Raw genomic sequence first — 19,561 nt, forward strand, 5'->3', positions numbered from 1 at the left:
GCGCCGATCCCGCAAGGCGATCGCGACCAAACGGCACTCCTGAACGATGGAGCGCCGGTTCGATCGGCGATCAGCTCCTCAGCTGCGCGGCGGCTTCGGGTAGGGCACGAAATCGCCCAGACCCACCCAGCCGGTAACCGAGCGCAGGCCGGTGTCGTACAGCCGCACCGTGTCGATCCGGCAGAGCTGGCTCAGCGTCGTCTCGGTGACGAGCACGTCGGTCCAGTCGAGCGTCTGCGCACCGCTCCGGGGGCGGTTCACATATTTCACGCCGTTGTTCATCTCGTAGATGATCGCGGTCCCGTCGATGATCTTCGACGAGCGGATGTCGCGCAGGTTGATGCAATCCACCGGCTTGCCGGCAGTACGCCCGGCGACCGCCTTGGCGATCTCGGCCTCGCCGTCCTTCTGCCCGGCCGCGGCGGCCGGCATGGCCAGCCCGGCCAGCAAGGCGGCGCCGAGAAGCTTGATCGAAATCCTGTTCATGGCACTGTCCTTTCGAGCCCCCATGATCCGATGACGGAGCATATAAGCACGATCCGCATCCGGGTCATCGGCTCGCCGGGCGATTTTGTGTCGCAATCGGTATCATCGCTCCAGCCGCCGCACCGCATCGGCGACGCTGTAATCGCTCCGCTCCACCACCCCTTGCGCGCCCGCTGCATGCAGCAGGTCGCGCACCCGGTCGTGCACCCGCGCATAATGGACCCGCAGCCCCTTCGCCCCCATCCCCCGATCGAACTCGAGCAGCGCGTCGAGCGCCGTGCTGTCGATATCGATGCTCTCCTCCAGGCTGATCACCACCGCGCGCAGGTCCGGCTCGGCCAGGGTCCGCCGCGCGATCTCGGCGAACATCCGCTCGGCATTGGCGAAGAACAAAGGGGCCGCCGGCCGCCAGATCGCGATTCCGGCGAGCATCACCGCGTCGTGGTGGCGGTAGGCATCGACGAAGTCATGGCTCTCCCCCAGCCGCCCCAGTCGCGCCAGGCGGGCATTGCCGAAGCGCTGCACCAGCGCCGCGAGCGAGAGCAGGATCGCGCAGAGCATGCCGTCGAGCACGCCGAGCACCAGCACGCCCAGCGCGGCGGCGAGCGCGATATACTGGTCGCGGTTGAGCCCCCAGAGCCGCAGGATCGGTCGCGGGTCGAGCGAATGGGTCAGTGCCGCGATCACCACCGCCGCCAGCACCGGCTGGGGCAGCAACGCTACCCATGGCATCGCGAACAGCACCAGAGCCCCCAACGCCAGCGCTGCCACCGCGCCGGCCAGCCGCGAGCGCGCGCCCGATGCCTCGTTCGCCGCACTCGCGGAGAGCCCTGCCCCCACGGGCATCCCCTGCACCAGCGCCGAAGCGAGATTGGCCAAGCCCAGCGCGCGCAGCTCGCGCCCGGAATCGAGCAGGTCGCCATGGCGCAGCGCCAGCGTCCGCATCGTCCCCCAGCTCTCTGCGAGCAGGATCAGCGCCAGCGGCACCGCGACCTGCGCCGCTTCCAGCAGCATCGCCGGTGAGTAGACCGGGATCGCCGCCATCTCCGTCACCAGCGCAATGTGCCCTACAGTCACCACGCGATGTGCCTCGAGCCCGAGCAGTCCGGAAGCCGCGACGCCCGAGACCAGCACGATGAGCGCCGCCGGTACGCCGGGCCAGCGCCGCAGCACCAGCAGCGTCGCCAGCGCGGCCAGCCCCACCGCCAGGCTCGGCACATGCCAGTGCGGTACGGCCCGCAGCACGGCGAAGCCGGTATCGAACAGGCTCCCGCTCGGCGCGTGCACGCCCACCAGCACCGGTAGCTGCTTGACGCTGATCGTGATCGCCAGTCCGAAGGCGAAGCCGCGGAGCACCGGATGCGAGATGAATCCGGTCAGCCCGCCCAGCCGGAACGCCCATGCCAGCAGGAACAGCAGCCCGGCCAGCGCCACCGCCATCATCAGGAACAGCGCACGCATTCCCTCGCCGCCCGGCACCGCAGCCAGCGAAGCGGCAAGGATCGCCGCGGAGGAGGACGTCGCCGATACGATCGCGAACCGGCTCCGCCCGGCCAGCGCATAGACGAGCGTGCCGACCAGCGCCGCCAGGATCGCATGCCCCGGCGCCATGCCCGCGATCCCGGCATAGGCCACCGCCTCGGGCAGCATCAGCCCGGCAACCGCGAGGCCGGCGACGATATCGGCACGAATCTTCAAATGGCCCCTCCCGGAGCCCCACCTCTGCGCCCGCTTGCGATGGATGGGAAGCCGCCCGCCTCTCTCCTTCCGTCATGCTGAATCTGTTTCAGCATCGAACTCTCCATAAGCGACACCGCCAGGCCCTGAAGCAAGTTCAGGGTGACGAAGATATTTGAGGTCGTCGGAATTCCCCTTCGGTTCCCCGGCGAAAGCCGGGGCCCAGAGTAACAGGCGACACGGCAGAGAAACCCTCGTCCCCGACCTTCGCCGGGGAACTGCTTGGGTTGTACGTCATCAAAACCCTAGCGAAGCTGCCGCTTCTCCAGCTTCCGCGCCAGCGTCCGCCGGTGCATCCCCAGCCGCCGGGCGGTCTCGGAGATGTTGAAGTCCGTCTCCACCAAAGTCTGGTGGATATGCTCCCATTCCACCGTCTTGATCGACGAGGGCCGGCTGGCGATCTGCGCGTCCGGATCGCCTTCCTCCCGGCCGAACGCCGCCTCGATATCGTCGGTGTTGGAGGGCTTGGCGAGATAATAGGAAGCGCCCAGCTTGATCGCCTCCACCGCGGTGGCGATGCTGGCGAAGCCGGTCAGCACGACGATCTTCATCCCCGCATCGGTGGCGCGCAGGCTCTGGACGCAGGCCAAGCCCGAGGCCCCGCCCAGCTTGAGATCGACCACCGCATAGCCGGGGTGGAAATTCTCCAGCAGCACGGTCAGGTCCTCATGGCTCGCCGCAGCCTCGACGATATAGCCGCGCCGTTCGAACGAGCGTCGCAGCGTCCGGGCAAAGGCCTCGTCATCCTCGACGATCAGCAGCTTGCGGATTGCGCTCATGCCTGTTCCTCCCCGGGGCGGGCGATCGCGTCAAGCGGCAGGCGGATGCGCACCACCGCCCCGCTGCCCGGAAGATTCTCCGCGCTTGCCGTGCCCCCCAGCTTGCGCAGCACGTTGACGAGCAGGAACAGCCCCAGCCCGCCGCCCGGCTTGCCCTTGCTCGATCGATAGGGCTGGCCGAAGCCGGCGAGCATCTCGGGCGCGAAGCCCGGTCCCTCGTCGGCGATGTCGATCACCAGGTCGTCATGGTCGCGCAGCGCGGTGATGCCGATCCAGTCGGAAACCTCCGCCGCGTTGTCGATCACGTTGCTCAATACTTGGCGAAGCCCCGGATCGGAGACGATCGCCAAGTCCGGTTCGAAATGATCGGCATAGTCGAGCGTGCCGGTCAGCCGGCTTGCCCGCCAGTCCGCGACCAGCGAGTCGAGAAACTGCCGCACGGTAGTGAATTCCGAGGAAAGGCCGCGCGCCTCGCCCGCCGAGGCCAGGATGCCGCTGACGATCGTCTTGCAGCGCGCCACCTCGGCCTGCATGTCGGCCACGTCCTGCGCCAGGTCCCGGTCGCCTGCGATGCGCGGCATGCGCTGCCAGTCGCCCAGGATCACCGAGAGCGAGGAGAGCGGCGTGCCCAGTTCGTGCGCCGCCCCGGTGGCGAGCAGGCCCATGCGGACGATATGGTCCTCCTCGGCGGCGCGCTGGCGGATCTCGGCGCGCTCGGCATCGCCGTCGCGCAGATTCCGGGCGATGCGGGTGATCAGCGAGACCAGCAGCACCGCGATCAACGCGAAGCAGATCAGGCTGCCAGCCAGATAGAGCCGGAAGGGATCGTTGACGCCGGTCGGCAGGTCGAGCGGCACCGGATTTATCGCGATGCCGAACACCGCCAGGCTGGTCGCGCCGACGATCAGCCAGCTCGATCCCGGCTGGAGCAGCATCGCCCCGGTCACGACCTGGAGCAGGAACAGCGAGGCGAAGGGGTTGGCGAGGCCGCCGGTGAAGTGGAGCTGCCAGGCGAGCGCCGCAACGTCCGCCAGCATCGCCAGGGTCAGTTCCCAGTTGGTGATCGCCGCGCGCCGGTCCAGCAGCGGATAGGTCGCCAGGTTGATGCCGATCAGCACCAGCGGGGCGATGAACAGCGGGACCAGCGGCAGCTTCACGCCCATCACGAAATGGACAAAGCCGATCGTGCCCAGCTGGCCACCGACAGCGATCCAGCGCAGCTGCACGAGCAGCCACATGTTGCGCCGGCCGGGGTCGGTATCCTCCTGCCCCCGGGCGTGGATCACTGGGCGCTTCCCCGCCGCCAGCCGATGAACCAGGCGCCCCACAGCGCCATCGCGCACAGCCCGAACCAGGTCAGTGCGTAGACCAGGTGGTTGTCGGGGAACTTGACCACGGTCAGCCCGCCGACCGGCCAACCGCCCGGATTGGGCGTGGCATCCGCGTCGATGAAATAGGGTGCGACCTGTCCGAGCCCATGGGCGCTGGCGATAGCCGCGACGTCGCGCGAATACCAGCGATTGGCCCTGGGGTCGTTTGCGCGGAGGAACCCGCCGCCGGGCTCGGTGACACGCAACAGCCCGGTCACCTGCAGATAGCCGGGCCCGGCGGGAACCTTGTCGCGCATCGCGTCGGGGATGAAGCCGCGATTGACCAGCAGGGTGAAATCGCGGGTCTTGAGCGGGGTCATCACCCAATAGCCCGAACCACGTTCGGTCACCGCCTTTACCAGCGTGGCGCGGTCGTTGAGGAGAGTGCCGGTGGCGGTGACGCGGCGATAGGCGTCGGTCCTGGCGGTGATCGCGCTCCAGGCGCCGGGCCCGGGCGCCGCTGCGGGCGTGCCGTGCGCACGGCTCTCGACCGCGGCAATCAGCTCATGTTTCCAGACGCGGCGCTCGAGCTGCCAGATGCCCAGCCCTGCCAGCAGCCCCGCGCAGACGAGCATCGCAACCGCGATGCCCCATCTGACGCGGGGCCGGGGTTCATCGTTCACGGAAGCTGGCTCGGATCGACCATCGGCATCATGTTCGCGTTGAGGTGGTACATCACCCACAGCGAACCCGAGAGCATGATCACCACGACGATGATCGTGAACAGCAGCGCGGTCATCGTCCAGCCACCCTCGGCCTTGGGCTTGAGGTGGAGGAAATAGACCATGTGGACCACGATCTGGATCATCGCGAACGCCATGATCGCCGCGGCGGTGACGCCGTTCGAGAACGGGCGTTCCATGACGAGGTAGAACGGGATCGCGGTCAGGATGACCGAAAGCACGAAGCCGATGACATAGTCGCGCATCGAACCGTGCGGGATCTCGACGCCGTGGCCGTGATCCCCGTGGTCATGGGTGTCGTGGCTCATCGCAGCATTCCCATCAGATAGACAAAGGTGAAGACGCCGATCCAGATGACGTCGAGGAAGTGCCAGAACAGGCTCAGGCAGGCCAGGCGGCGCTGGTTGGCGGCGGTCAGGCCGAAGCGGCTCACCTGCACCATCAGCGTGATCAGCCAGATCGAGCCGAAGGTGACGTGCAGGCCGTGCGTGCCGACCAGGGTGAAGAAGCTCGACAGGAACGCGCTGCGCCACGGGCCTGCGCCCTCATGGATCAGCTCGCTGAACTCGTAGAGCTCGATGCCCAGGAAGCAGCCGCCGAACACCAGCGTGATCGCCAGCCACACCAGCACTTGCGTCTTGTTGCCCTTCGCCATGCCGAGCATCGCGAAGCCATAGGTGATCGACGAGAACAGCAGCATCGCCGTGTTCAGCGCGACGAGCGGCAGGTCGAACAGGTCCTTCGGCCCCGGGCCGCCGGCGAAGTTGCCGCCGAGCACGGCGTAGCAGGCGAACAGGATCGCGAAGATGAGGCAGTCGCTCATCAGGTAGATCCAGAAGCCCAGCATCGTGCTGTAGCCTTCCGGGTGCGGATGCTCGTCCAGGTCGTAGAAGCGGACCGGTTCGTCCGCGGCGGGAATCGTCGTGGTGCTCATCGATCAGGCTCCGGCGAGCTGGCGCGTGCGCGCAGCCTCGGTCTCGGCAACGACTTCGGCAGGAATGTCGAAATCGCGCTTGTAGTTGAAGGTATGGAAGATCGCGCCGCCGATCAGCGCCACGAAGCTCACGCCGACCAGCCACCAGATGTGCCAGATCAGCGCGAAGCCGATCAGGGTGCTGATGCCGGCGAGGATCACGCCCGCGCCGGTGTTACTCGGCATGTGGATGTCCTTGAAGCCGGTGAGCGGACGCTCGCAGCCGCGGCTCTTCATGTCGTACCAGGCATCCAAGTCATGGATGACGGGCGTGAACGCGAAGTTGTACTCCGGCGGCGGCGATGAGGTCGCCCACTCCAGGGTACGGCCGTTCCACGGATCGCCGGTCACGTCCTTCAGCTCCTCGCGCTTCCAGATGCTCACCGCGAACTGGACCAGCATCGCGCCGATGCCGGCGGCGATCAGGGCAGCGCCGAGCGCCGCGACGACGAAGAAGATCTGCAGGCTGGGGTCGTCGAACACCCGCATGCGGCGGGTCACGCCCATCAGGCCCATGATGTAGAGCGGCGTGAAGGCCATCCAGAAGCCGACCACCCAGCACCAGAAGCTCACCTTGCCCCAGAAGACGTTGAGCTTGAAGCCGAAGGCCTTGGGCCACCAGAAGTTAATCGCCGCAAACAGGCCGAACAGCACGCCGCCGATGATCACATTGTGGAAGTGCGCGATCAGGAACAGCGAGTTGTGCAGCACGAAGTCGGCCGGGGGCACGGCGAGCATCACGCCGGTCATGCCGCCGATCACGAAGGTCAGCATGAACGCGACGGTCCACATCATCGGCAGCTCGAAGCGGATGCGGCCGCGATACATGGTGAACAGCCAGTTGAAGATCTTGGCGCCCGTCGGGATCGAGATGACCATCGTCGTGATGCCGAAGAAGCTGTTGACGCTGGCGCCCGAGCCCATGGTGAAGAAGTGGTGCAGCCAGACGAGGTACGACAGGATCGTGATGACGATCGTGGCATAGACCATCGACGAATAGCCGAACAGCTTCTTGCCCGAGAAGGTCGAGGTGACTTCCGAGAACACGCCGAACAGCGGCAGGATCAGGATGTAGACCTCCGGGTGACCCCAGATCCAGATCAGGTTCACGTACATCATGGCGCTGCCGCCGAAGTCGTTCGTGAAGAAGTTGGTGTGGGCGTAGCGGTCAAGACCGAGCAGCGCGAGCACTGCGGTCAGCACCGGGAAGGACGCGACGATCAGCACGTTGGTGCAGAGCGAGGTCCAGGTGAACACCGGCATCTTCATCAGGGTCATGCCGGGCGCGCGGAGCTTGAGGATCGTCACGATCAGGTTGATGCCCGAAAGTGTCGTGCCCACGCCCGCGACCTGCAGCGCCCATAGATAATAGTCGACGCCGACCCCAGGGCTGTAGAGGATCCCCGAAAGCGGCGGATAGGCCAGCCAGCCGGTCTGGGCGAACTCGCCGACGAACAGCGAGGCCATCACCAGCACCGCGCCGCCGGTCGTCATCCAGAAGCTGAAATTGTTCAGGAACGGGAACGACACGTCGCGCGCGCCGATCTGCAGCGGCACGATGTAGTTCATCAGGCCGGTGACGAACGGCATCGCCACGAAGAAGATCATGATCACGCCGTGGGCGGTGAACACCTGGTCGAAGTGGTGCGCGTTCAGGTATCCCTCGGACCCGTTGAACGCGAGCGCCTGCTGGAGGCGCATCATCAGCGCGTCGGCGAAGCCGCGCAGGAACATCACGAGGCCCAGGATCATGTACATGATCCCGATCTTCTTGTGGTCGACACTGGTGAACCAGTTCTTCCACAGATAGCCCCAGAGCTTGAAATAGGTGAGCGCGGCGACGAGGCCGATGCCGCCAAGGGCGACGCCACAGAAGGTCGCCACGACGATCGGCTCGTGCAGCGGCAGCGCGTCGAGCGACAGCTTGCCCAGGATAGGGCTAACGGGTGCGGGTTGCGGGATCATAATCTGCTTCGCGATCAGGAAAGAGGACGCGGCCGGGTTTCGGACGCAACGCTGGGAGCGGTCGGGGTCGGCTCCGCCGAAGGCTGCCTCAGGCCGGCACCGGCGAGCGGTGCCTGCCTGATCGGCTTGGGCTGGGCGCGGACGGCGACGTCCATCTTGTCGGCGCAGATCTCGCCGACGAAGCTCTTGCCGCCATGCATGTGAGTGCCGGTGGCGCTGGTCTTGTCCTCGACGTGGCGGACATTGTGCAGCCCGGCCTTGCCCATGCCGCCCTCGGCATCGAGCGCCATCATCTGGTGCATGCACATCTTGCCCGGCTGCACGCACAGGTTGGTCACCCGATCGAACAGCCCGGTCTCCACCGCGGCGAAGCGGCGCACCGGATCGCCCTCGCTCGGGCGCTCGAGCTGGAGATAGGCCGCGCGGTCCAGGTTGCCGCCGGCCTTCTTGGCTTCGGCCACCCAGGCGTCGAACCCGGCCTGGTCCACGCTGTGCGCCTTGAAGCGCATCTTCGAGAAGCCATGACCGCTATAATTTGCCGAGAAGCCCTGGAAGACGCCGGTCTTGTCAAACACGGCATTCAGCGGGGTCTCCATCGCCGGCATCGCGTAGATCTGGCCGGCCAGCGCGGGGATGTAGAAGGAGTTCATCACCGACGAGGCCGAGATCCGGAAGCGGATCGGGCGGCCCACCGGAGCGGCCATCTCGTTGACCGTGGCGATGCCCTGCTCGGGATAGATGAACAGCCACTTCCAGTCGAGTGCGACGACCTGGACCTCAAGCGGCTTCACATTGGCCGCCACCGGCTGGTTCGGGCCCGTGCGCGCCAGCGGGCGGTACGGATCGAGCAGGTGGGTGCTCACCCAGGTGATCGCGCCAAGGCAGATGATGATGAGCAGCGGGGCCGACCAGATCACCAGTTCCAGGCCGGTCGAGTGATCCCAGTCCGGCTCGTAATGCGCTTCCTTGTTCGACTCGCGATAGCGCCAGGCGAACAGGACGACGAGCGCCATCACCGGGATGATGATCAGCAGCATCAGCAGCGTCGACACGATCACCAGGTCACCCTGTTGACGGGCGACATCGCCGGCGGGGTTGAGCACGACCATGTCGCATCCGCACAACAGCGCGAAAGCCGGCAGGGTCAGCAGCGCACGGAGGCGTGCGGAGAGCGGACGGGGTCTAGGCATGGCGGGCGCCTAGGCCCCCGATGTTGCACCGCACATAGGACATTTTGTCCAATCCCTGCGTTGTCTGCTATGGCGCAAGAGCGCCGCGCCGGGGCTATCTTAGCCCCCTTAACGGCATTATGAAACGCGCTTGCGCTGCGCGTGTTGCAGGAAAGTTCGAACTCGATGAGCGGTGAACCCGTCCCCACCCTTACCGCCGAGCGGGATGCCCGCGCGCTGCACAGCGACGGCCATGCCATCCATCCCGGCGAGATCGCCATCGGCGTGATCATCGGGCGCACGTCCGAGTTCTTCGATTTCTTCGTCTACGCCATCGCCTCGGTGCTGGTCTTCCCGAAGCTGATCTTCCCGTTCCTCGATCCGCTGCAGGGCACGCTCTGGTCGTTCGCGATCTTCGCGCTCGCCTTCATCACCCGTCCGGTCGGTACGCTGATCTTCACCGCCGTCGACCGCGCCTATGGCCGCGGCGCCAAGCTGACGATCGCGCTGTTCCTGCTCGGCGGCTCGACCGCTTCGATCGCCTTCCTGCCCGGCTATGCCGAGGTCGGCCTCGCCGCGCCGCTCCTGCTCGCGCTGTTCCGCATGGGCCAGGGCGTGGCACTGGGCGGCACCTGGGATGGCCTCGCCTCGCTGCTCGCGATCAACGCACCGAGCGACAAGCGCGGCTGGTATGCGATGATCCCGCAGCTCGGCGCGCCGCTCGGCCTGTTCGTGGCCAGCCTGCTCTTCGCCTTCTTCATCGCTGCCCTGCCGGCCGAGGACTTCCTCGCCTGGGGCTGGCGCTATCCCTTCTTCGTCGCCTTCGCGATCAACGTGGTTGCGCTGTTCGCCCGCCTGCGCATCGTGGTGACGCCGGAATATGCCCGCCTGTTCGAAGACCGCGAGCTCGAGCCCGCGCCGATCTCCGAGACGGTCAGCGCCGACTGGCGGATCATCGTGATGGGCGCCTTCGCCCCGCTCGCCAGCTTCGCCATGTTCCACATGGTCACCGTGTTCCCGCTCTCCTGGGTGTTCCTCTATACCGAGAACAGCCCGGTCGACTTCCTGGTGATCGAAGCGGTCGCCGCGATCGTCGGCACCATCGCGATCGTCATCTCGGGCAGCCTGGCCGATCGTGTCGGCCGCCGTACCCTGCTCGGCAGCTCGGCCGTCGCGATCGCGGTGTTCAGCGGCTTCGCCCCGCAGCTCCTCTCCTCGGGCGAGGCGGGCGAGATCGTGTTCATGCTGTTCGGCTTCGCGCTGCTCGGCATCTCGTTCGGCCAGTCGTCGGGCGCACTGTCGTCGATGTTCACCAAGTCGCACCGCTACACGGGCTCGTCGCTCACCTCGGACCTCGCCTGGCTGTTCGGCGCCGCCTTCGCGCCGCTGATCGCCCTGTGGCTGGGCGCCGAGTTCGGCCTGCTCGCCGCCGGAGCCTATCTCCTCTCGGGCGCGATCGGCACCCTGGTGGCGCTCTGGTTCAACCGCGAGCTCGCCAAGAACATCGACTGATCGATCCGGTCAGCGGAAAAAAGGAGCCGGCAACCCCAGGGGTCGCCGGCTCTTTTTGTTTCGCATCCCGGGAGGGGAGGATCGGCAAGTCTCAAGTCACCCTTCGCCCTTCCCGCAATCGGCCGACACGAACGTGCCCGTCTCGCGGTTCTTCATCGTCATCATCTCGCCATTGTGCTCGAAGGTCATCACGGCATCGACGGTGAAGCTCGTCGCGGTGTAGCTGCCGCTGTACACCATCCTGCCCTTGGACGGACCCGTCGCCTCGAGATCCACCGTACCGCCCGAGGCGCGGTTGCGCACGATCTTCCAGCCCGGCTGCAGGTCCTTGACCGCGATATACTGGCCCGCGGCGATGATCTCATTGGTGATGCAGCGTTCTTCCTCGCCCCCGCCATCGCCGGTCTGGACGATCTTGTAGAGCCCCGAACGCAGCGAGCCCGGCGCTCCCTGCCCCCGCTGCTCCGCGCCGGCAGCCGTATTGGCGACGCCCTGCCCGCCGCATGCGCCCAGCAGCCACGGCAACACCAGCGCGACCCGAAGGAAACCCGTCTTCAGCACTGCGGCGTCTCCACCGCGTCGGACGAGCCGCTCGGCTGGCTGGCCGCAACGTCGATCGCCGTGCTGGCCGCCGCATTGGCGATATAGGAATTGCCGCCCACCTTGCCGGCCAGGCCGCCGACCAGGCCCGAATTGCGGGCGGCGCGCAGCAGTCCGCCAAGGCCAAGGCCCTTCTTCTTTTTCTTCGGCTTGCATTCGGGCACCGCCGGCGCGGCTTCGGCCGGGGCTGCCTGCTGGGTCTGGGGCACGTCCTGTATACCGGCCTGGGCCGGCACCGCGAGCAGCATCGCCGCGCAGGACGCGACCGCCATCATCTTCCTCATCACATCGTCTCCTTGAACAGGGCGGACGTGCGAGGAGCCACCAGGGAAGACGGAGGACACGCAGGGCCGCGCCGGGCAGAGGTGCGCGCCACCTCCCCCGCGCGGAACGATTCTGCGACCGGCATCCGCTTGGACGCGACCAAGCCGCCATATGGCCGCGACGGGAGCAGGCCTGGCGCGGCATCATCCTGTTCATCGAGCGCCGCGAAGTTGATCCGTTCAGCTTCCATGGGCTGACGCAGCGCCAGTTTCTCCGCGTTGCAACAAATCGAAATTCCCGCGTGCACCGGGCGGCCGAGAGCGGCTGCGAGACGGTTTGCACGGGGGACGTGATGCAAGGATCTAAACAAGGCGTGGTGCGCACCCTCCTATTGGGTGCGGCGCTGGCCGTGGCGGCGCCGGCCTATGCCCAGATGGGCCCCGGCGGCGGCGGTGGCGGCTTTCCCGGCGGCGGCGGCGGGCCGGGCGGACCCGGCGGCCGTGGCGGCCCTCCCGGCGGTGGTCCGGGTGGCGGGCGTCCCAAAATGATGAAGCCGGTCAAGCGCGAGAAGCTCGACAAGGTCGTCACCGAAATGTTCAGGACCGCCGACAAGAATGGCGACGGGCTGGTCACCTTCGAAGAGCTCAAGACCGTGATCGAGGCGCGGCGCGACGCGCGGATCAAGGCGCGGTTCGAGCGGATCGACACCGATCATAACGGATCGCTGAGCGCCGCCGAGTTCTTCGCCTGGCAGCACGACATGGGCTCGGTCGCCTCCGCCGAGCACCAGCCCGTCGCCGAGATTGGCGGGCCGGTCTCCGAAAGCATCATGCCGGACCTGGACGAGGACGACATGGCGCTGCGCCGGCTGGTCGAGCCGCTCAACGCAATCGTGATCGTCAACGCCAACACCAATTACGACAATGGCGCCTCGCTCGACGAACTGCTCGCCTATGAGCGCAAGAAGTTCGACGCGGCCGATGCCGATCATGACGGCGCGCTGACGATGGAGGAGCTGCGCAGCCTCGAGCCGCGCGACCGTGACGGACCGGGCGGTCCGGGTGGACCCGGCGGTTTTGGCGGCCCGATGGGCCGTCCGCCGCGCGGAGAAGAATGAGCCCGTCATGACGCAGACCAGGATGAAGCTGCTCGCGGGCGCGGCGCTGGCCGTGCTCGCCCCGGCGGCGCACGCCCAGACCCAGGCACCGCCCAGGCAGGACAACCCCGCTCCCAAGCAGGGCGAGGACGACATCGTCGTCACCGGCAAGGCCCCGCCGGGATCGGTGATCGGCGACATTCCGCCGGAGAACCGGCTCGGCCAGGCCGATATCGCCGCCTATGGCGTGGGCACGGTGAGCGAGTTGCTCGACGCGATCGCCGAGCAGACTGCGAGCGCGCAGGGCCGCGACGACGAGGGCCCAGTGGTGCTGGTCAACGGCAAGCGTATCTCGGGCGTCAACGAAGTCTCGGATCTGCCGACGGAATCGATCGTCCGCGTCGATATCCTGCCCGAGGAAGTCGCGCTCAAATATGGCTATGACGCACAGCGCAAGGTGGTGAACATCATCCTTCGCCGGCGCTTCGAAGGGCGCGTCGCCAACCTGGCCGGCGGGCTCGCGACCGAGGGCCAGGGCGAGAATGGGAGCGGCGACTTCACCTATACCCGCATCCGCGACAATGACCGGGTCAACATCGCCGGGCGGGCCAAGTCGACCGCCTCGCTGCTCGAGAGCGAGCGCGACCTGGTGCCGGCGAGCACAGCGGCCGACGGCACGGACGACCGGGGCTATCGCACGCTCAAGCCCGCTACGCGGAGCTATGGGCTGAACGCCAATGTCGCCCACCAGCTGGGCGCGAAGACCAATCTCTCGGTGAATCTGCGCGGGGATTACAGCACCAGCGACGGGCTGAACGGCCTGCCGCTTGGCACCACGAACTTCCTCTCGGACGATCCGCTACGGCAGGACAGCAATACCACGAGCGTGAGCGGCGGGGTGACGCTCAACCACGACCTGTCCCGGCGCTGGCGGCTGTCGGCAGTGGCGAGCTACAGCCATGCCGATACCCGGCGAGATACCGACCGCGCGGATGCGGGCCTGATCGGCACCGACCGGGCCAGTTCGCTGACCGATACCGGCAATGCCAGCCTGCTGGTCAATGGCAAGCTGCTCGCCTTGCCCGCAGGCGATGCCGCCGTCAGCCTGAGATTGGGCGGCGATTTCAGCACGCTGAGCACCCGCAGCACGCTGGGCGGCATGGCGACGTCGGGCGACAGCAGCCGGACCAATGGCGGCGGGCAGATCAGCCTCGACCTGCCGCTGGCGAGCCGCGCCAAGGGGGTGCTGCCCTTCCTCGGCAAGCTGACCGCGAACCTCAATGGCGGGGTCACCCAGGTCTCCGACTATGGGACGCTCGGCACCTTTGGCTACGGGCTCAACTGGACCCCGGTCACGGGGTTGAGCCTGATCGCGGCGGTGAACGAGGACCGGGTGGCCCCCACCCTCGCCCAGCGCGGCGACGCGGTGGTGATCACCGACAATGTCCGCGCCTATGACTATGCCACCGGCCAGACGGTGACGGTCAGCCGGATCTCGGGTGGCAACCCGCTGCTCAAGGCCGATGACCGCCACGTGGTCAAGCTGGGACTGACCGCCAAGCCCTGGACCAAGCTCAATCTGAGCTTCACCGCCAACTACAACAACAGCCGTACCGAGAATGCTATCCTCAGCATCGCCGACGGCTCGGCGGCGCTGGAAGAGGCATTTCCCGAGCATTTCGAAAGGGATGCCGCCGGCCAGCTGACCAGTATCGACACCCGCGCAGTCAACATCGCCCGCGAGGATCGCGAGCAGCTGCGCTGGGGCATCAACTTCACCCAGGTGCTGCGCGCACCCAAGCGACCGACGCCTCCTCCGGGCTTCCGGCCGCCATGGATGCGCGACCGGCCCGAGGGCGGACGGCCGAACGGGGAAACCCGCTACGACCGTCCGCCCGAGGGCACCGATCCCGAGCATCGCGATGACCCGCCGCCCGGCGAGGACGGCGACATCGTGGTCAATGGCCGCGAACTGCGCGACCCCAGCGGGCCCGGCCGGCCGGGCGGGTTCGACGGGCCGCCGGACGGATTCGGTCCGCCCCCGGGAGGTCCGCCGCCCGAAGGCTTCGGACCGCCTCCCCCGGGCGGACCGGGCGGGTTCGGGCCGCCACCGCCGGGCGGTTCCCGCGGTGGGCCGGGAGGGCCTGGCGGCGGAGGCAGCGACAATGGCGCACGGCTGCAATTCTCGCTCTACCACAGCGTGATCCTGAAGGATGAAATCGTGCTGCGCGAGGGACTTGCGCCGATCGACCTGATGGACGGCGGGACGCTGGGCGGCACCCCGCGGGCGCGGCACAATGTGCAACTCAACACCGGTGTGATCGACAATGGCGTGGGCGTGCGCCTGTCGGGGAGCTGGAAGAGCGCGGCCGAGGTGACCGGCACGTCACCGGCCGGGGATTTGCGCTTCGGGGCGCTGGCGACTTTCGAGCTTCGGGTCTTCGCCAACCTAGCCAACCGCTTCCGCGGCAAGGACTGGGCGCGCGGGACAAGGGTGAGCCTGTCGATCGCCAACCTGCTGAACACGCGACAGAAAGTGACCGACGCCAGCGGGGCAACCCCGCTTGCGTATCAGGGGGCCTATCTCGATCCCGAAGGGCGGACACTGCTGCTTTCGGTGCGGCGGATTTTCTAGCCTTGCGTCACCCCGGGCTTGCCCCGGGACCCCGGCTCAAGGCCGGGGTGACGCGCTAGTTGGGGCACGCCCTCTCCCATCCCCTTCCATTCCCCGAAGTGACCAAAGGTTGCGCGGGTCGGCCTTTCCCGGTCACAACATTCACTCATGAGTGAATTAGTGTTGCAAGCCCATCGGCTTTGCGGCATCTTTCCCGCCATCGCGACGAAGATCGCGTCTGGAGATGGATGTGGGAGGGACCCGAATGAACTATCGCCCGTTGCTGGCCGGCGCGTCTGCGCTTGCCCTGACCTGGAGCGGCACCGCCGCGGCGCAGACCACCAGCCCCGAGACACAGGCCAGGCCGGTTGCGGCTGCATCCGCTTCGGACGCGGAAGAGGACGAGATCGTCGTCACCGCGCAGCGCCGCAACGAGAATCTGATGACCACCGCGGTCTCGGCCTCGGTGCTTTCGGGCAGCCAGCTGGACAACAAGGGCGTCGCCAATGTCGACGCGCTGCAGTTCGCGATGCCCTCGATCGTCGTCAATAATTTCGGCCAGGGCAACGACTTCAACGTCCGCGGCATCGGCAAGGCCGAGCACAACACCCAGACCACGACCGGCGTGATCACGTACCGGGACGGGGTTCCGAGCTTCCCCGGCTATGTGCAGGGCGAGCCGTATTTCGACGTTGCCAACATCCAGGTCCTGAGGGGACCGCAGGGCACGATCGTCGGCCAGAACGCCACCGGCGGCGCGGTGTTCGTCAACACCAATGATCCGATCATCGGCGGCGGCACGCACGGCTATTTCAACGTCCATTACGGCAACTACAACGACGCCGGCTTCCAGGGCGCGGTGAACCTGCCGGTGAGCGACACCTTTGCCGCCCGGGTGGCGCTGTTCACCCAGCGCCGCGACAGCTTCTACAACATCACCGGCGCCGGCGGCGCACCCTATCCCTATGAAAAGGGCAAGGTGGGGCTGATGGCCGGGCGGATCAGCCTGCTCTGGAAGCCGAGCGACAATTTCTCGATCCTGTCGAAGACCGATTTCGACTGGCTCGACTTCGGCGCCTATCCCGCCTCGCCCTTCGCCAATTATTTCAAGACGCTGCCGGGCACGAGCACGCCCAACCCGAACCACCGCGACCTGTTCGACGTGCAGTACAATGCGCCCCAGGCGGCGCGCGACAATTTCGTCCGCTCGATCCTGAAGGCCGAATATGAGTTCGCCGGCGGCACCAAGTTCCGCTCGGTCTCGAGCTACCAATGGGCCAACACGATGTACAAGGCGGACCTGGACGGCACCGCCACCGGCAACAGCTATTTCTACGACAGCGTCGACGAACAGCAGGTCACTCAGGAGTTCAACCTGATCTCGGCCGACAACCAGCGCTTCACCTGGCTGCTCGGTGCGTTCGGCGTGTGGAACGACTACCACTTCAAGCGGCCGTACCAGTTCATCATCGACGTGGCCTATCCGCTCGACCTGCCGGCGGCGACGTACAAGCTGCAGGGCAACAACATGACGCGCTCGCTCGCGGCGTTCGGCCAGATCGGCTTCAACATCACCCCGAGCCTGAAGATCGAGGCGGGCGGCCGCTATACCGAGAGCCGATCGATCAACGATGTCGACGTGCGGCAATACGGCACCCCGATCATCGCCGACCAGGAAACCAGCTCGAAGAACTTCTCGTACAAGGTCACGCTGGGCTGGAAGGCGAGCAAGGACCAGTATCTCTATGGCTTCGTTGCCACCGGCTTCCGCCCGGGCGGGCTGAACGTGCCGGTGGGGCTGGGCCTGCCCGCGCCGTTCAAGCCCGAGGAAGTGACCTCGTACGAAGCGGGCTGGAAGGGCAATTGGGCCGGCGGCAAGCTGCGCACGACGATCACCGGCTTCTACAACGACTACAAGAACTTCCAGGTCATCATCGGCTATCCGACCTTCCCGACCTTCGGGATCGAGCTGAACGTGCCCGACAAGACCAAGATCTACGGGTTCGAGGCCGAGGCCGAGTTCCGCAGCGGCGGGCTGACGCTCGATGCCGGCATCAACGTGCTGCACAGCGAGCTGGGCACCTTCTTCGCGACCGACCCGCGCGGCGCAAGCACGGTGGCGTGCAACCCGAATACGGGTCCCGCCAGCGCCAGCTGCATCGCGCTGAAAGGCCGCCGCCAGACCTATGCGCCCAACCTGACCTTCAACCTGGGGGCGCAATATGAGCTGGAACTGAAGAGCGGCGACAAGATCACCCCGCGGGTGAATTTCGGCCATGTCGGCGACCAGTGGGCGACATTGTTCGAGAACCCGGCGCGCGGCGATCACCTGGAGGCGCGCAACATCCTGAACGCGCAGTTCGGCTTCCAGCACAAGACCTGGACGGTGACCTTGTACGGCACCAACCTGACCGACCAGCATTACCCGGCAGCGCTGAACTCGGGCCTCTACTTCGCGGGCCCGCCCCGCCAGTACGGCATCAAGCTGCTGAAGACGTTCTGATTTCCTGCCTGGCCGCCGGTGCTCCCTCTCCGGCGGCCTTTCCTTTCTCAAAGCGCCAAGGTTTCATGCAGCCCTACGGTCTGACCATCGACAAATTCCTCGATCATGCCGCCAAGTGGTTCCAGGACTGCGAGGTGGTCGAGGCCGAGGCGGGCACGGTCGTGAAGCGCTCGACCTATGCGGCACTGCGCGAACGCAGCAACCGCCTGTCGGGCGCGCTCGCCGCGCTCGGGCTGCGCCAGGGCGAGGTGGTCGGCACGCTCGGCTGGAACACGATCCACCATTTCGAGATCTATTATGCCGCGATGGGCATGGGGCTGGTGTGCCACACGCTCAACCCGCGGCTGACCGCGGCGCACCTGGCGGCAATGGTCAACGAGGCGGAGAACCGGGTGCTCGCGGTGGCCGCGGACCTGGCGCCGCTCGCCGCCGAGCTCATTCCGCACTGCCCGAGCATCGAGCATGTGATCCTTCTGGACGCATCGGACGCGGAACTTGGCACCCTCGGGTCGCACCGGGTGCAGGTCTGGCGCCATGAAGCGCTGCTGGCGGCGCATGGCGCCCCCATGGCCTGGGGGGCGTTCGACGAGAACGCCCCCGCCGGGCTCTGCTATACCAGCGGGACGACGGGCAGCCCCAAGGGCGTCGTATATACCCACCGCTCCAACTACCTCCACACGCTGCGCGCGCTGCAGGCGGACGCGGTGGCGATCACCGCGCGTGACACGTTGCTGCTCGGCGTGCCGATGTTCCACGCCAATGGCTGGGGCATGCCGTTCGCAGCGCCGGCGGTTGGCGCGAGGCTGGTGCTGCCCGGGCGGACGCTCGACGGGGCGAGCCTGGCACGGCTGATCCGCGACGAAGGCGTGACTGTGGCTGTTGGCGTACAGACCGTCTGGTTGACGCTGGCCGACCAGGCCGAGGCGAGCGGCGAAGCCTTCCCGACGCTGGAGCGGGTGCTGATCGGCGGATCGAGCTGCCCCGACGCGCTGCTCCGGCGGCTGGAGGAGAAGCTCGGCGCGCGGGTGCAGACCAGCTGGGGGATGACCGAGCTGTCGCCGGTCGGCGCGATCGCACCGAGGGACTTGCCCGGGGATGCGGCGCCGGCTTCGGGGCGGCCGGTCATGGGGCTCGACCTCAAGCTCACCGATGCGGACGGCAACACGCTGGTGCCGCAGCGCAATGTGCTGGGGCATCTCAAGGTGAAGGGACATAGCGTGATCGAGCGCTATTTCCGCAGCCGGGAAAGCGCGCTGGACGAAGAGGGCTATTTCGACACCGGCGACCTGGCGATGCTCGACACCGAGGGCAATCTGACGATCTGCGGGCGGGCCAAGGACCTGATCAAGTCGGGCGGCGAGTGGATCAACCCGAACGAAATAGAAGCGATCATTGGCACGCACCCGGCGGTGCGCCATGTCGCGGTGATCGCGCGGACGGATGCGAAATGGGGCGAGCGGCCGGTGCTGATCGTCGACAGCCAGGGCGAGGACCCGCGCGCGCTGCTCGAGATGCTGCGCGGCAAGGTTGCGGACTGGTGGATTCCGGGCGAGGTCGCCGAGGTGCCTGCGATGCCGCTGGCGGCCTCGGGGAAGATCGACAAGAAAAGGCTGCGCGATGACTATGCCGAGGGGCGGATCGCTGCGGCCAGGGTTGGGCGGTAACCGTCGCCGTTTCTGCTCCCCTCCCTGCAAGGGAGGGGTTGGGGGTGGGTTGCGAGCGCAGCGAGCCCAGCGAGACGGCGGAGATAAAGAAAAGGCCCGGCATCGAGCCCGGCCGTTTGTTAACCCCCCCAAGCCCCCCCCCAGGC

Annotated in this window: 17 protein-coding genes; 5 read left to right on the plus strand and 12 right to left on the minus strand. The window is 66.9% G+C overall.

Going from position 1 to position 19,561, the window contains the following annotated elements; translation table 11 throughout:
- Window positions 1-78: 78 nt before the first annotated feature.
- From AAHM44_RS17215 to cyoA, 9 genes are all read right to left on the minus strand, one after another.
- The gene (locus AAHM44_RS17215; RefSeq protein WP_269576221.1) at window positions 79-486 is read right to left on the minus strand and encodes a hypothetical protein; all 408 of its coding nucleotides are present in this window, start codon (window positions 484-486) and stop codon (window positions 79-81) included.
- A gap of 102 nt (window positions 487-588) precedes the next feature.
- Complete coding sequence (locus AAHM44_RS17220; RefSeq protein ID WP_342250752.1) at window positions 589-2,184, minus strand: SulP family inorganic anion transporter; 1,596 nt, start codon at window positions 2,182-2,184, stop codon at window positions 589-591.
- Window positions 2,185-2,468: 284 nt separating this feature from the next.
- Complete coding sequence (locus AAHM44_RS17225; protein ID WP_269576223.1) at window positions 2,469-3,002, minus strand: response regulator transcription factor; 534 nt, start codon at window positions 3,000-3,002, stop codon at window positions 2,469-2,471.
- A complete protein-coding gene (locus tag AAHM44_RS17230) occupies window positions 2,999-4,288 on the minus strand; it encodes an ATP-binding protein (protein WP_342250753.1) in 1,290 nt (429 codons plus the stop codon). The genes AAHM44_RS17225 and AAHM44_RS17230 overlap by 4 nt, the downstream gene beginning before the upstream one ends.
- Window positions 4,285-4,947 carry an SURF1 family protein gene (locus AAHM44_RS17235; protein ID WP_342250763.1) on the minus strand — a complete coding sequence of 221 codons (663 nt, stop codon included), beginning with the start codon at window positions 4,945-4,947 and terminating at the stop codon, window positions 4,285-4,287. The genes AAHM44_RS17230 and AAHM44_RS17235 overlap by 4 nt, the downstream gene beginning before the upstream one ends.
- A gap of 44 nt (window positions 4,948-4,991) precedes the next feature.
- Window positions 4,992-5,363, minus strand: a complete 372-nt coding sequence (gene cyoD, locus AAHM44_RS17240; RefSeq protein WP_342250754.1) for a cytochrome o ubiquinol oxidase subunit IV — start codon at window positions 5,361-5,363, stop codon at window positions 4,992-4,994.
- Window positions 5,360-5,989, minus strand: a complete 630-nt coding sequence (cyoC, locus tag AAHM44_RS17245) for a cytochrome o ubiquinol oxidase subunit III (RefSeq protein ID WP_269576225.1) — start codon at window positions 5,987-5,989, stop codon at window positions 5,360-5,362. Before cyoC ends, cyoD begins: the two co-directional genes overlap by 4 nt.
- Before the next feature lie 3 nt (window positions 5,990-5,992).
- Entirely contained in the window at window positions 5,993-7,993 is a 2,001-nt protein-coding gene (gene cyoB / locus AAHM44_RS17250) for a cytochrome o ubiquinol oxidase subunit I (protein WP_269576226.1), read from the minus strand.
- Between the two features lie 14 nt (window positions 7,994-8,007).
- Window positions 8,008-9,183 carry a ubiquinol oxidase subunit II gene (gene cyoA, locus AAHM44_RS17255; RefSeq protein WP_342250755.1) on the minus strand — a complete coding sequence of 392 codons (1,176 nt, stop codon included), beginning with the start codon at window positions 9,181-9,183 and terminating at the stop codon, window positions 8,008-8,010.
- A 165-nt stretch (window positions 9,184-9,348) separates the two neighbouring features.
- Here cyoA and AAHM44_RS17260 point away from each other — a divergent pair, with 165 nt between their 5' ends.
- Window positions 9,349-10,674 carry an MFS transporter gene (locus AAHM44_RS17260; RefSeq protein WP_269576227.1) on the plus strand — a complete coding sequence of 442 codons (1,326 nt, stop codon included), beginning with the start codon at window positions 9,349-9,351 and terminating at the stop codon, window positions 10,672-10,674.
- 96 nt (window positions 10,675-10,770) lie between these two features.
- Here the strand turns inward: AAHM44_RS17260 and AAHM44_RS17265 are convergent, their stop codons facing one another.
- From AAHM44_RS17265 to AAHM44_RS17275, 3 genes are read right to left on the minus strand one after another with little or no spacing between them, the layout of a single operon-like run.
- The gene (locus AAHM44_RS17265) at window positions 10,771-11,235 is read right to left on the minus strand and encodes a DUF3617 family protein (RefSeq protein ID WP_342250756.1); all 465 of its coding nucleotides are present in this window, start codon (window positions 11,233-11,235) and stop codon (window positions 10,771-10,773) included.
- Window positions 11,229-11,558 (minus strand): hypothetical protein, encoded by a 330-nt coding sequence (locus AAHM44_RS17270; protein WP_342250757.1) that lies wholly within the window; start codon window positions 11,556-11,558, stop codon window positions 11,229-11,231. Before AAHM44_RS17270 ends, AAHM44_RS17265 begins: the two co-directional genes overlap by 7 nt.
- Window positions 11,558-11,788: a hypothetical protein gene (locus AAHM44_RS17275; RefSeq protein ID WP_342250758.1), complete on the minus strand. Its 231-nt coding sequence runs from the start codon at window positions 11,786-11,788 to the stop codon at window positions 11,558-11,560. Before AAHM44_RS17275 ends, AAHM44_RS17270 begins: the two co-directional genes overlap by 1 nt.
- 123 nt (window positions 11,789-11,911) lie before the next feature.
- Between AAHM44_RS17275 and AAHM44_RS17280 the strand changes: the two genes are divergently transcribed.
- From AAHM44_RS17280 to AAHM44_RS17295, 4 genes are all read left to right on the plus strand, one after another.
- Window positions 11,912-12,655, plus strand: coding sequence for an EF-hand domain-containing protein (locus tag AAHM44_RS17280; RefSeq protein WP_342250759.1), 744 nt, complete (start codon window positions 11,912-11,914; stop codon window positions 12,653-12,655).
- Window positions 12,656-12,662: 7 nt separating this feature from the next.
- Entirely contained in the window at window positions 12,663-15,269 is a 2,607-nt protein-coding gene (locus AAHM44_RS17285; protein ID WP_342250760.1) for a TonB-dependent receptor plug domain-containing protein, read from the plus strand.
- A 244-nt stretch (window positions 15,270-15,513) separates the two neighbouring features.
- Window positions 15,514-17,751 carry a TonB-dependent receptor gene (locus tag AAHM44_RS17290; RefSeq protein WP_342250761.1) on the plus strand — a complete coding sequence of 746 codons (2,238 nt, stop codon included), beginning with the start codon at window positions 15,514-15,516 and terminating at the stop codon, window positions 17,749-17,751.
- A 65-nt stretch (window positions 17,752-17,816) separates the two neighbouring features.
- Window positions 17,817-19,415 carry an AMP-binding protein gene (locus tag AAHM44_RS17295; RefSeq protein WP_342250762.1) on the plus strand — a complete coding sequence of 533 codons (1,599 nt, stop codon included), beginning with the start codon at window positions 17,817-17,819 and terminating at the stop codon, window positions 19,413-19,415.
- Window positions 19,416-19,561: the final 146 nt, after the last annotated feature.

The organism is Sphingomonas sp. OTU376 (assembly GCF_038440415.1).
GTDB classification, from domain to species: Bacteria; Pseudomonadota; Alphaproteobacteria; order Sphingomonadales; family Sphingomonadaceae; genus Sphingomonas; species Sphingomonas kyeonggiensis_A.